We start from the raw sequence: 12,486 nt of genomic DNA, 5'->3' as shown, positions 1-12,486 counted from the left end.
TACAAAACGCGGACTCCATAAACACGGCCCGCGTCATTATTTTTTCGTAAGTGGCTACATGTCGCCAGTCTTCAGCGGAGTCTTGTCGCGAATGCGGGTTAGCACCAGCCCCAGCAGCATATAGAACACTGCCTGCAGCGCCAGGGGGTACAGCAAGGCCGAAGCCTCGTAAATGTCGGCACCACGCTGTTGAATGCTAAGCCAGGCCGGTACCGCAAAAGTGGAAGGCAGCAAAGCCGACAGCCCCACCATCCAACTGGGAACAAGGTAACTGGGCCAGCTGAAATTCGCCAGGAACAGAATGGGAATACTCATGTAGAGGAAAATCTGCATACTGGTTTCACGACGGAGGAATACCTGGGAAAGCACCATGCCGAAATTGATGGTGCTAAACAGAAACACCACGGCAAAGGCAATCATAGGTAGGAGTTGACCGCGACGGGGGAAGTCAAACAGATTATAGACCACGAAATGGTAGAACAGGATAAAGCTACAATAGTGCAAGAAGTACGCCAGGGAACGACCAAAATAGCGGTAGGGCAACTCCTCATTTTCTACGGCGGCTTCGCGATATTTCTTGCGGAACTTGCGGTGGGCGCGGGCACCACCCAGAACACAGATACCGATCACCAGAGTCTGCTGCAAGATCAACACCAATACACTGGGAACCACATAATTGGAATAGCTACCCGTGTTGTTATACAACGTCTGGATGCTCAGGGGCGTAGGGTCGCGCATGGCCATGGCCTTGGCGGCAGGCACCTTCTTTCCCAAGGCAATACGTTTCACCTTGGTGGTAGCGCCAACAGTCAAGGCACAAGTGGTAAAGGCGGTTCCGATATTTCCGTGGAGCATCACGTAGGCGCCATGGGTGAACACATTCACGTTCACACTGCCGCCGTTGCGCAAGGTCTTTTCCATATCCTTGGGAATAACCATGAAGCCATAAATCTTCTCGTTGGCCAAGGCCTCTTCCGCCTCACGCATATCAGAGAAGATATAGCGCACGTCGATCTGCTGGGCCGATGCCGACATCTGTGTCAGCTGGCGAGACATAACCGTATGGTCCATATCCACCACGGCCACAGGCACCTTAGACACCGTCTGGTTCATGTAAGGCGTGGGATAATAAAAAGCATACAGGATACCGGCCACCACCAACAGCAAGACAGCGGCAGCATCCGTGTAGAAAAGTTTCCATTCAGCAAAGGCTACCTTGATGAGTCGGGCAAACAATTCAAACATTTATTTAGCCTCCTCCATCTCGTCGCCCATAATGCTTACGGAGCGCAGGTTAAGTTCCCGTTCACGTTCAGCCCTCTTTTTCCAGCGAGTAGACAGCATGAAAACTGCAAGCAGATGCCAGAAGAGAGCCATCCCCAAAAGAATCTCGATGGAATTCCAGGCATGAGCCTTTCCTGCAGCCCCAAGCAACATACAGGACTGCACCTTCAGAATGTGAGTCAGAGGCAGGCAGAAGGCAAAGCAGCGAACGGCAAAGGGCATAGCCATAATGGGGAACGTCTGACCGGCAAAGGCAAAGGCAGGGCCCGCAATCACGCCAGCCGCACTGGTAGACATGCGCATGTTTCCGGTAAGGCCAACAAACGCCGCACCGACACCATTACAGGCAAACACCATGGCCACCTGGCCACCGGCAGTCATAATGAACTCGTCCAAGGTCATAGGCGCCATAAAGCGGTGGGTATAGGCATAGACACCGATCATGGCCAAAGACTGGACAACACCCAGCGGAAGCATTGTTGCAAGCCACAAGATGGTGCGGGAATTACCGGCAGCAGCCAAATATTCACGTACGCGATGGTCACGGAAAGTCAAGCTGAACAAGTACACGGCTGCAAGAATACCTGCCAAATGGAAAATGGCCGTCACAAGCCCCATTCCCAGAAAGCCCTGATAGTTTCCGCTGGTATTTCCTACGGACTGTAACTGCACCTTAACCGGGTCGTCCATGGACTTGGTAAAGACGCCTGCCCCCACAGAAGAAACCACCGTACGGATTTCCTTGGTGGCAAAGGAATTGGTCAGGTAATTCTGGCCGCTGGAATAAACGGGAACCACCGGTGTTTCCAGGCGCAGCGCACGACGTTCCATGTCATAGGGCAGCACCACGAAAGCCTGAAGGTCACCCTTTACAATGGCGTGTTCACATTCGCTAAAGTCATGGCATTCCAAGGCCACATCCAACACCGGGTTGGCCTTGAATCCGGCCTCGATCTTATCGGCCAGCTGACTACGGTCCTGCTTGATAATTCCAATGGGAATGTGCTGCAGGATTTCCGCCGAGAACACATCCACCATAAAGACAGAGGTTCCTACAGGCAAAATCAGAAGCACCAGCCACAACACCAGATTGTGGCCGAAGTAAACTTTGCGAACCGCTCTAAAGAAATTCCGAAACACTAGAACCGTCCAGCCGAATTACTGAATCTGATCCACGGGGAAAAGGACACTCATGCCCGGGCGGAGATTTTCAATCTTCTTGGTGGGGCGCATGCGGACTTCGAAAGACTTCAAGTCGAAACCGCCACTTTCCTTGGAGCTGCGCCAGGTGGCATAGTCACCCACAGAAGCGATATAGCTGACTTCCATATCGATATGAGCCGCCAGTGCGGGAATATACATTATGAAGACCTTTCCCTTGGAGACATTCTTCAACATGTCTTCGCGAAGGTGGAATACGGCCCAGGAATCTTCCAGGTCGGTTACGGCCACCACCGGCATACCGGAGCCAACCACTTCGCCTTCTTCCACCAGCTTCACAGAAACTTCACCTGCAATGGGAGCGCGGATCTTGGTTTCTTCCAGGTAGGCATCCACTTCGGCATTGGCGCCCTTAGCCTGAAGCACCAGGGCGTTGGCGGCAGCCTTATCTTCGGAGCGGGCACCGGCAAGAGCCTGGTCATACTGAGCCTTGGCGGCATCGGCGGCAGACTGGGAAGCCTTCATCTGAGTTTCGGCCTCGTCACGTTTCTGCAGCGGGAGAACGCCTTCGTTATAAAGTTTCTGAACGCGGTCGTAAGTGCTCTTTGCCAAGTTGGCGGCATCCTGAGCGCGATCGGCCATGGCCTTCAAGGCGGTAATATCTTCGGAGCGGGCACCATTCTTGGCCTTGGAAGCCTGGGCGCGGGCAGCACCGAGAGCACCCTGGGCCTGCATCTTCTTGGCCTCGATTTCAGGGCTGCTGATAATGGCCACAATGGCATTCTTTTCGACCATATCCCCTTCGCGGAAGAACAGACGTTCCACACGGCCAGGAACCTTACCGGCCACCAGAACGCGACGGGCTTCCATCTGGCCCTGCAAATAGGCATCGCGAGGTTCGGTAGCGAACTTCTGCAAAGTCGTTACGCCCAGGACAATCAGAGCGATGAGGGCGGCAACAACAAAAAACTTTCCTAAGAACTTGATAGCCTTCATTTGTCATTCTCCATTTCTAAAATCTTCGTGGTAAAACTTACTGTGCAGAGGATTCTGCAGCAGGTTCAGCAGACGGGGGTACAGGTGCAGCGGTTTCTGCAGCAGGTTCTGCAGCCGGGGCTACAGGTGCAGCGGTTTCTGCAGCAGGTTCTGCAGCCGGAACAGAGGGTTCAGCAACCGGAGCCGCAGTCTGAGCGGCGGGCTGAACTACAGGCAATACAGGCTGAGCCGGGGCTGCCACAGGTTCAGAAACCTTGGCCGGTTCAACAGGAGCCTGAACGTTAGCCATCATCTCTCCGGCGTTACCCACTTCACCACTGGCTTCCAGCAAGCCAAGCCATGCAATCACGGCATCGTAATGAGCCTTCAAATCGGCCACCTGCAAACGGGAAAGTGAAAGTTCTGCATCCACCACATCGAGGCCCGTAGCAAGGCCAGCCTCGTAAGCCAAGGTCTGGCTACGATGAGCTTCTTCTGCAAGTTCGCGGGTCTTCTTCAAGCTTTCCAGGCGGCTCTTGGCATGTTCCATTTCACGCCAGCGCTTTTCTACCAGCAGCTTGATATTATCCATGGTCTGTTCTTCCATGCTGGCCAGGGAGCGATCCAGAGCCTTGGCGTTTGCCACCTTGGAACGGGTTTCGCCACCCTTGAACAAATCCCACTGGAGCTTGGCGCCTACAGCCCATTCCGGCTCCAGAATGGTCAAATCCTTGGTATAAAGTTCCTTGTAGGCGAACAAGGCGATCATAGGGTAATAATCACCCTGGGCAGCGCTAACCGCATCCTGTGAGCGCTTACGTTCGGTACGCAGCTGACGGAGACCGGGATGCTTATCCAAAGCCAAAGCCTTGAACTCTTCCATGGAATGGATATTCTCGGGAGCAAGAACCGGAGTTGTTGCAGTCAGGCTGGTATCGGTATGCAAAAGGCTTGCAAGAGCCATGCGGGCCAGAGTCTGATCGCGGTAGGAATCTTCAACAGCATTCTGGGCTTCGGCCAAAGCCACTTCGGCACGGAGGCGTTCTGCCTTGCTAATCTGGCCGCCCTCTTCCAATTTTTTTGACCGCTCCAGATGTTCTTCCAGATTCTTCTTTGTATCCTCTCGCATGATGGTCAATTCTTCGGCCAGACGCAAGGTGAAATACTTCGTAGCCACGTCCATCAGGACCGTATTCTGAGCCATGTCGAAGGCAGCCTTCTTGGCGGTCACATTTTCCTTGGCGGCGTCGTAGGCGGCGGTGCGCTTGAAACCGGTAAACAAGGGCCAAATGGCAGTCAGACGAGCGTTAAAGAAAACGTCGTCCTGAACCTTCATCTCGAAATCCCTGGATTCCTTGATCTGGTCGGAAGTGGCCTTCTGGTAAGTTTCGGCCTGCTGAACGGCGGCGTTGTGAGCATCCCTGCTAGAAACCACGCCACTCCAAATATCTCCAGCCTTTTCATCAATAATGGTCTTAGCTTGAGCCTTGGCCTGAGTCTCCGTCAAACCGGCAGCCATCATCTGTTTGACAGCCCCATCATACAGTTCCCCATATTTCTTTTCGTAGGCGGCACTGTATGTAGAAATATAAGCCTTGGAATAAGCGGCAGTCCCTGCGATATCGGCCAAGGGTCCCTGCAAGGAACTCAAGTCAATGGTAATGGGATCGTTAATCTTGGTAACGCTGGCGGTCAAAGTCAACTGGGGCAAGAAGCGGGAACGAGCCTCGGTCTGACCACTTTCGGCCATTTCCACCTTGGCCTTTTCGGCCTTGATCTGGGAGTTACAGGATTTTGCCATGGCAATGGCATCAGCAAGAGAAATAGGCGTTGCAAAGGCAACGGCGCAAGACGACAATGCAATAAACAAGCTCTTATTCATACCACGTAAAAAATAATAAACTGGACTATGGTAAACCACATAGGTAAGCAAAACTTACGATATTTACGTTTTTATTACACAAAACTTACAATCTATGTAATGAATAAAAAAGAAACCCAGTGTTTACCGCACTAGGTTTCCGCAAGCTTTTAATGAAAAGTTAGATGGAGAACGTTACTTACCCAGGGTCGGTTCCGCTGCAGTCCAAGCAGAGGGGCCATAACCCATGGTGGTCAAATCCTTACGCTGCAAGCTATAACCCATGCCGTCAGCACTGGTAAGACCAGCCCATGCATCGGAATAGAGGGTTGCGTCATGCCAAGTGTAGAAGAACTTCGCATCGACACCAACACCTTCCTTGGAGAAGGGTTCCTTCACAGCGATAGTTTCACCGCGGTTAGAAAGTTTACCGGTATAGGTGAAAATCTGAACGTCTGCAGGAACTCCATAGCTGGTACGAACAAGTTCCGGACCCCAGTTATCGATAGAGATATCTTCCAGATTTTCAGGAATCAACAGGATCCTGCCATGGGCAGGAATGACACTACTGGAAGTGAATTCGAAACCGATACCTTCAATCTTCCAGCCCTTATTCACCGTAGTGCTGAAAAGAGAAATGTCAGCGTCAGTAGCATTTACCAGTTCCATATATTCAAAGGGCAAAGCTCCCTTATCATCGGGATGGTAATGGATTTCATCAATATAGACGGAACCCAGCTTCAGAGCGGCATTCTTTTCACCCGGAGTGGCGCTAGCCAGGGGACCCTGGGCAATAGAACCGTCAGCAACATCGATCGTACCGCTGACACCTTCACTTGCGGGAATCCAGATGCTGGATTCCTGACCGGTAACAGTACCGTCTAAATAAATTTCACCACCAGTCTTTGCAACCACAAGTTCCTTATCAAAATCGTCAACACCATCCAGAACAAGATAACCACCGGCAGGCACCACGCCAGATTTAATGGTCAAGGTATCGTTGCGACGTTTTACACGAACCCTCCATCCAGTCACATCTACAGCTTCAGAGCCAGAATTGTAAAGTTCCATCCAGGAATGATCAGCATCGCTGTCATAAGGCTTGACTTCGTTAATGCGAACCGTATTCACGGCATCGACACAGGCATCGTTGCCTACACCAGGAACGCCATAGTCAACAGCGCTGGCGCACCAGGAAACAGACTGGGCGGCAATGCCACCGGTATAGACCAGGGAACGGCCCTTACCATCGGCCAGGCTGGGCCAAGGAGGTTCGCTGCTGAAGGCGCAGGTAACGTCACCTTCACCACGGACCTTCACATTCACCACGCCACCTTCGTTAACCATCTTGCCGGTCATGTTACCAAAGACACGACCCGTAAAGGTGGGGTAAGTTTCCTTGAACTTGTCAATATCGTTGGTCACCACCACATACTCACCCTTCTTCAAGGGTTCAGCAGGGAAGTCGAAAGACACGTCGCCGCTCAGGTGCAGCAAGAAGTCCTGCATGTTGTCCATGTCCATACCGCCAGCGATATAGACTTCCACCCATTCCAGGGAAGAGCTATCCGGAGCGTTGTACATGATTTCGGAGCAGGCCATTTGAGGTTCATCCTTGTCGCTCAATGCGGAGCTAGACACCAGGACATCGGAACCAGCTGAAGTAGGAGCACTTGCGGAAGATGCAGGCACCAGGACTTCGTTTCCGTTATCGTCTACGGAAGTGATCATCTGAACGCTGGAACTGGATTCCGGTTCAGCGGAAGCACTATCATCGGAACAGGCGCTGAACATGCCCATGGCAGCCACGCAGGAACCGGTCAAAATAATTTTCTTGATATCCATAGGAGACATCCTCTTTTTATAAAGCCTTAAGGTTTATATTACAAATTTTCTTCTAGGGTCTGGCCCAGCTTGGTCCAATAAGGGGTCTTGAAACGGCGGGGATTTTCATAAAGTCTCTGCCATTCAGCCGCAGCATTTCCAAACTTGGAGAATCCACCCTGTTTAAGGTTCAGGAACCGAATCAAATCGATCATCCAATAAGGAACCTGGGAACAAGGGCACTTCAGTTCCAGAACCGCATCACAGCCCGGCAAGAAGAACCTGGGAATTCCCGTGGTCTGCATATAATGGGGGTCCACCGTATAGTCAAAACCGTTCTCTTCGCGGAAACGCATGCCGGTATCGATGGTCACGCGGGAATATTCCTCGCGAAGGCCGAACCAGGCGCGACGCTTGTACTGGGTCAACAGACGGGGATGAGCGCCATGCAGTTCTGTCTTATACAGAAAGTCCTTCAGATACTTACGATCCTTGTCGGTCTTGCAGGGCCATTCCTCAGGCTTCATATGCCAAACTTCGCCTGGATTGATTCCCTTGATGGTGGCGCGACTCTTATAGCAGATACTCTTGATCTTGCGCTTTACCTCAAAGTGGAACGTCCCATCCTGAGCAGGGTGTTCACCATAAGTGCGAATACGCATGTTGAAGCGGTCCAGCAACTGTTTCTTCTTCCAACCCAGGAAAGTCCACGTGGGAGAATCCAGGTACAGGTTGGTAATCCAGTAAAATCCACCGGGCGTAATCTTGGAGTAATAGTCTTCTTCGCAATAGGGAGCAATGAAGGCGCCGATCTTGTCGGCCCATTCCACAGGAATGTGGTACTTCAGCTCGAAGCGTTCGAGAAGGCTAAAACCGCGGGCTTCTGCCATATTACTTCAGGCCCTTCTGCAGATGGTTCATGGTTCCTTCCTGGGAAAGCACACCGGCATACATCAGCAATTCAAGATAACGGTTCAGCACTTCGGTTTCAAGCTTGATGGCGCGCATATCGCTTTCGATACCGCTTTCACGGGCACGCAGCAACAGCAGCGGGTCGGAACCGGCATTCTTTGCAAACTGTTCAAAGATAGAGCCGGCATTCACCTGTTCCACAAATTCCTTCTGGACCTTCCACTGGGCAATGAGAGCGTTAATTTCTTCTACAATCTTGGTCACCTTCTGGTTCACGGAACGGACCACATCCATGTAGTCCCCTTCGGCATCCAGTTCAGCCACCTGGTAGCGAAGCTCGCTATCCTTGTTGCTGTCGAAGAACGGCAGACGGACACCCACATTCAAGAAGAACTTGTCTGCAGTCTTGCGGTTGTCATAATCGGGAACAAGAACGCTAGCCGTAGAAGTACAGTTCAACTGAGAGGTACAGCCTGTCTGGCTTGTAAATTCGTCCCTGTAATCTGCATAGGAACCTGTCGAGAATACATCATAGGCATCAAGATCCTTATACTTCTCCATCAGGGATTCCACCTTCATGGAGTAGCCGATACCTACATGGGAAATATAGTCGCGGCCCGAAGCCACATCCTGCCTGGCCTTGGAAGTTTCAGAATTCTTCTTGCCCAGAGCCTTGGCAATCTGCGGGAAGCTTTCGTCTACGGTAATGCCTTCCTGAATTTCCTTTTCCACTTCTTCCATGGTGGGGAGCCAGGAGGAATCCAGTTCCACGCCATCAAAGTCGGGCACCCACAGGCGGAGCTTTGCCTCGGCGTTAATCAGGGAAGTACTGTCGCTAATGAGTTCGGCCCTGAGGGAAGCTTCCTTTTCGAGGGCGGTCATCAGGTCCTGGGGATTAAAGCTTGCAGAACCGGACTTCAGGTGCATCACCTCGATACGGTCGGCATTCACCTGGTACTGTTCCTTGGTCAGCTTGTTCAGGCGGAGGCGCATCAGGTAATGGATGGCGCGTTCATAACGGTCATACATCAGCACGCCACGGTCTTCGGCCAGACGGGCATTCTGATACTGGACCTGGGCGTCCCAGTGGGCACGGTCAGCGGCACCTTCGCCAAAAGCCTTGGGGGTAATGCGAAGTTCAAAGTCGTGCTGGGCAAAGCTGAAACCATCAAGCTTGTAGCGCAGTTCCAGCTTGTCCCAAAGCTTGGTATTCCTTTCACCACCGGTCATCTGGGCGCGCTTCTGGGCAGCCTGGTAACGAGGGTCATTGTCAGCGGACTTGATCAGCTGTTCCCAAGTAAGAGGACCTGCAAAAACGGATGCGGCAAGAGCCAGAGAAATTAACCCAAACTTTTTCATATCAAAAACCTGTTATCCAAAACGTTCTATTTCAAAAACGTACTATTCAGAAATCGTTACCATTTCACCAAGGAGGAAGTGATTGTCTGCCGGAATGGAGATGGTCACTTCGCGACCGTAAATCGGCATTTCGGGCAGTTTCCACATACGGGTGGGGAACGGAACGATACGGCTGGAAAGACCCACAACCTTACCTTCGATAGCCTTGCCGGAACCGCCCAAGGTACGGATCTTTACCTTTTCGCCCAGGTCCATACGCTGGTACATCTTTTCGTGGATGTAGCCGCGGACCAGGGTGGGAGACTTATGAGTCAAGGTCACGATGGGAGTAAAGCTGGAAACCTTTTCGCCGTCGCGAACATTCACGGAACCTACAACCCAGCTTTCCTTGGCGACCTGGATCAGTTCTTCCTGTTCCTTCTGGAGTTCAGCCAGTTCCTTGCGGAGGTTTTCGGCTTCATTCTTACCGGTAGTCTTCTGGAGGCGGCCGCTGCTCTTGAGCAACTTGATCTGTTCGTTGGCGTTGGCCTGGGCCACTGCCAGTTCGTTCTTCAGGCTCTTGATCTGCATGGCCATGGCGTCGTTGCCATCGCTGTCGCCGTTAGAATTCTTGAGGCTCTTCAGCTTAGAGGCGATTTCCTTGTTCTTCTTGTATTCAGTTTCAAGGTTACGGATTTCGGCCTTCAGGGTCAAGCTGCGGGTAGCGAGAGTTGCCTTGACTTCGGCCACCTTCTGGTCGATTTCTGCAGTAGAAAGATTGCTGCGGCCTTCCAGGGCGTCAAGTTCGCGGGTCACTTCGTTAATGCGCAAAGTCAAGTCGGGGCGGTTCAGCTGGACGATGGTGTCGCCGGCATTGATGGCCTGGCCAGGAACCACATGGACCTTCACAATTTCGGTAGCGCTAGGAACACTGATGGTAGTTTCGTCAGCTTCGGCAATACCCTGGAACATGGTAGCCTTGCCCTGGTAAACCATACCCAGGACAATCACCACCAGAATGCTCAGGCACCAGGCATAGAGCAGCTTGTACTTGTAGACGTGGGCCACACCGGGATTGGTCTTGTGGGTGTTCCAGAAGTTATCGAGAATTTCTTCAATCTTAGACATCTTTTACCCCTTACATTTCCGTGGTGGCGTCTTGCATCATGAAACTAATGTCAGAAATGCCTTCTACAGCAGAAAGTTCCTTCAGGATCTCTGCAGCAGGACGGTTGGCACGGAGACGGACCTGGTAGGCGCAATCCACACGGGCACCGCCATCAACCTCGCGCATGGTAATGAGCACGTAGGTCTTGATGTTCTTGCGCATGATATCTTCGATAGCCTGACGGGGAGCGGATTCATTGGGCATGGCAAAGCGGAGCATGCCGTCAAAGAAGTGCTTGGTACCCAGACCGGTACGGGAAAGGAGGAAAGCTACAGCGCAGAAGGCCAAGGTACCGCCGGCTGCAGCACCCCAGGCGTACACACCGCAACCGATACCGGCGCCCAGGGAAGCGAAAATGAACATGATGTCGCGGGGGTCCTTAAAGCTGGTACGGAAGCGAACCACGGAAAGGGCACCCATCATACCAAGACCACGTCCTACGTTATCACCGATGGCAGACATCACCATGGCGGCCACCACAGAACTCAGGACTATACCCTGAACAAAATTACGGGAATAGGACAGGCCAAGGAAGGTCTTTTCGTAAGTCCAGGCAATAACGGAAGAAAGAATAAAGGCCAGAATAAGAGTGTAGGCCAGAGTAATCAGAGAAGCGTTGGCTGTGCCGGACTGGACAGCTAAAAGGTCTAACATAAAGACTCCGTTGGTTTACTGTATTTTTGCCCCCATAATTTACCTTTTTAAGCCCTAAATTTAAGGGTTTTTGTGTAAATTCGGCTGAACAAAGCAAACCAAACAGCACCTTTGAGGCCATTTTCGGGAATAAATCACCTCAATTTTTCAAACACCAACCGTAATATAATCTAAAAAATCAGTTAAAACGCCCTATTTGCATTTTTTTACGTCCGCCTCGTTCGGATACGAGAGCCTCTATCAAGAAGAGGAGGGCGGCAAGACCCAGGAAAATCTGGTAACGGTCCTGGTAGTTTTCCATACGGTCGCTGGCCTGTTCCTTCTTTTCGAGGGATGCGATTTCGGTCAGCACCTTCTGGAGCTGGAACTCACCGGGACTGGCATAGAAATACAGGCCGCCGGTGACGCTGGCGATTTCCTGGAGGGTTCCGTCTTCAAGGCGGGTAGTCACAATGTTACCCTGGACGTCCTTCTTGTAGGCCACTTCCCCATTGCGGCTGGGCACGGGAATAGGCACGCCTTCGCGGGAACCGATACCGATGGTATAGATGCGGATCCCCATTTCTGCGGCTTCCTTGGCGGCATTCACGGCGGCAGCTTCCAGTTCTTCACCATCGCTCATAAGGATCATGACGGAATACTGGCCACCAGTGCCGGCATTCCTGTACAGCGACATACCCTTGCGGATAGCGTTTTCCAGATTGGTGCCGGGCATGAGCCAGCCGGGATTCAGTTCACGGAGCATCATCTGCACGGTACCGTAATCCAGAGTCAGGGGAACCATGACCTGGGCTTCGCCGGAGAAGGCCACCAGACCGACGCGGTCGCCGGAAAGGCTTTCCAGGAAGGCGGAAATCTCGTGACGGCTGCGGGTCAGACGGTTCGGCTTGATGTCTTCTGCCAACATGGAAAGGGAAATATCCTGAAGCAGCACCAGATCCAGACCGCGACGTTCAATATGTTCCATCTTACGGCCCCACTGGGGTCGAGCCAGAGCCACAAACAAGAAGGCGATGGCCAACAGCAGCAACAGCACCTTGGCAAGTCTACGCCAGGGGGACACCGAGGTGGAAAGCTTCGGCAGCATGGAAAGAGAGACAAAGCGGGCAGCCAGCTTCTTGCGACGGTGATAGGCGTACACAAAGAGCAAGGCAAACAGCGGGAGGGTCAGCAAGCCCCACAAAAACATCGGTTCAGCAAAACGCATGGCAAATAGTTAAGAGTGAATAGTGAACAGTGAATAGTGAAGAGGTCTTTTGACGTGTCATTCTGAACTTGTTTCAGAATCCCATGAATGCACGAGACCCTG

10 protein-coding genes are annotated in these 12,486 nt (G+C 52.2%); all 10 read right to left on the bottom strand.

The features are described from left to right. Positions 1 to 54 precede the first annotated feature (54 nt). Positions 55 to 1,245 carry an ABC transporter permease gene (locus BUB38_RS06325; protein ID WP_254794887.1) on the bottom strand — a complete coding sequence of 397 codons (1,191 nt, stop codon included), beginning with the start codon at positions 1,243 to 1,245 and terminating at the stop codon, positions 55 to 57. Then, positions 1,246 to 2,424: an ABC transporter permease gene (locus tag BUB38_RS06320; protein ID WP_139258299.1), complete on the bottom strand. Its 1,179-nt coding sequence runs from the start codon at positions 2,422 to 2,424 to the stop codon at positions 1,246 to 1,248. 18 nt (positions 2,425 to 2,442) lie between these two features. Further along, positions 2,443 to 3,441 carry an HlyD family secretion protein gene (locus tag BUB38_RS06315; RefSeq protein WP_073158739.1) on the bottom strand — a complete coding sequence of 333 codons (999 nt, stop codon included), beginning with the start codon at positions 3,439 to 3,441 and terminating at the stop codon, positions 2,443 to 2,445. A gap of 37 nt (positions 3,442 to 3,478) precedes the next feature. Continuing rightward, positions 3,479 to 5,302 carry a TolC family protein gene (locus BUB38_RS06310; protein WP_083539737.1) on the bottom strand — a complete coding sequence of 608 codons (1,824 nt, stop codon included), beginning with the start codon at positions 5,300 to 5,302 and terminating at the stop codon, positions 3,479 to 3,481. Between the two features lie 174 nt (positions 5,303 to 5,476). Next, the gene (locus tag BUB38_RS06305; protein ID WP_073158925.1) at positions 5,477 to 7,126 is read right to left on the bottom strand and encodes a lamin tail domain-containing protein; all 1,650 of its coding nucleotides are present in this window, start codon (positions 7,124 to 7,126) and stop codon (positions 5,477 to 5,479) included. 38 nt (positions 7,127 to 7,164) lie between these two features. Further along, the gene (locus BUB38_RS06300) at positions 7,165 to 7,995 is read right to left on the bottom strand and encodes a polyphosphate polymerase domain-containing protein (protein ID WP_073158733.1); all 831 of its coding nucleotides are present in this window, start codon (positions 7,993 to 7,995) and stop codon (positions 7,165 to 7,167) included. A 1-nt stretch (position 7,996) separates the two neighbouring features. Continuing rightward, positions 7,997 to 9,376: a hypothetical protein gene (locus BUB38_RS06295; protein ID WP_073158730.1), complete on the bottom strand. Its 1,380-nt coding sequence runs from the start codon at positions 9,374 to 9,376 to the stop codon at positions 7,997 to 7,999. A gap of 42 nt (positions 9,377 to 9,418) precedes the next feature. Further along, entirely contained in the window at positions 9,419 to 10,483 is a 1,065-nt protein-coding gene (locus BUB38_RS06290; RefSeq protein ID WP_073158728.1) for an HlyD family secretion protein, read from the bottom strand. A gap of 10 nt (positions 10,484 to 10,493) precedes the next feature. Beyond that, positions 10,494 to 11,177, bottom strand: coding sequence for a DUF4956 domain-containing protein (locus BUB38_RS06285; protein WP_073158725.1), 684 nt, complete (start codon positions 11,175 to 11,177; stop codon positions 10,494 to 10,496). Between the two features lie 178 nt (positions 11,178 to 11,355). After that, entirely contained in the window at positions 11,356 to 12,384 is a 1,029-nt protein-coding gene (locus tag BUB38_RS06280; RefSeq protein ID WP_073158723.1) for a VWA domain-containing protein, read from the bottom strand. Between the last annotated feature and the right edge of the window lie 102 nt (positions 12,385 to 12,486).

This window comes from Fibrobacter sp. UWH5, assembly GCF_900142505.1.
Taxonomy (GTDB): Bacteria; Fibrobacterota; Fibrobacteria; order Fibrobacterales; family Fibrobacteraceae; genus Fibrobacter.
Note: the sequence above shows the minus strand (reverse complement) of the source record. Positions and strands in the feature narration are given on the sequence as shown.

What these genes read in the sequence shown, in the direction of transcription:
- BUB38_RS06305 (WP_073158925.1), bottom strand. Translation starts at nt 7,126, where the DNA reads ATGGATATCAAGAAAATTATTTTGACCGGTTCCTGCGTGGCTGCCATG.
- BUB38_RS06325 (WP_254794887.1), bottom strand. Translation starts at nt 1,245, where the DNA reads ATGTTTGAATTGTTTGCCCGACTCATCAAGGTAGCCTTTGCTGAATGG.
- BUB38_RS06295 (WP_073158730.1), bottom strand. Translation starts at nt 9,376, where the DNA reads ATGAAAAAGTTTGGGTTAATTTCTCTGGCTCTTGCCGCATCCGTTTTT.
- BUB38_RS06300 (WP_073158733.1), bottom strand. Translation starts at nt 7,995, where the DNA reads ATGGCAGAAGCCCGCGGTTTTAGCCTTCTCGAACGCTTCGAGCTGAAG.
- BUB38_RS06315 (WP_073158739.1), bottom strand. Translation starts at nt 3,441, where the DNA reads ATGAAGGCTATCAAGTTCTTAGGAAAGTTTTTTGTTGTTGCCGCCCTC.
- BUB38_RS06285 (WP_073158725.1), bottom strand. Translation starts at nt 11,177, where the DNA reads ATGTTAGACCTTTTAGCTGTCCAGTCCGGCACAGCCAACGCTTCTCTG.
- BUB38_RS06290 (WP_073158728.1), bottom strand. Translation starts at nt 10,483, where the DNA reads ATGTCTAAGATTGAAGAAATTCTCGATAACTTCTGGAACACCCACAAG.
- BUB38_RS06280 (WP_073158723.1), bottom strand. Translation starts at nt 12,384, where the DNA reads ATGCGTTTTGCTGAACCGATGTTTTTGTGGGGCTTGCTGACCCTCCCG.
- BUB38_RS06310 (WP_083539737.1), bottom strand. Translation starts at nt 5,302, where the DNA reads ATGAATAAGAGCTTGTTTATTGCATTGTCGTCTTGCGCCGTTGCCTTT.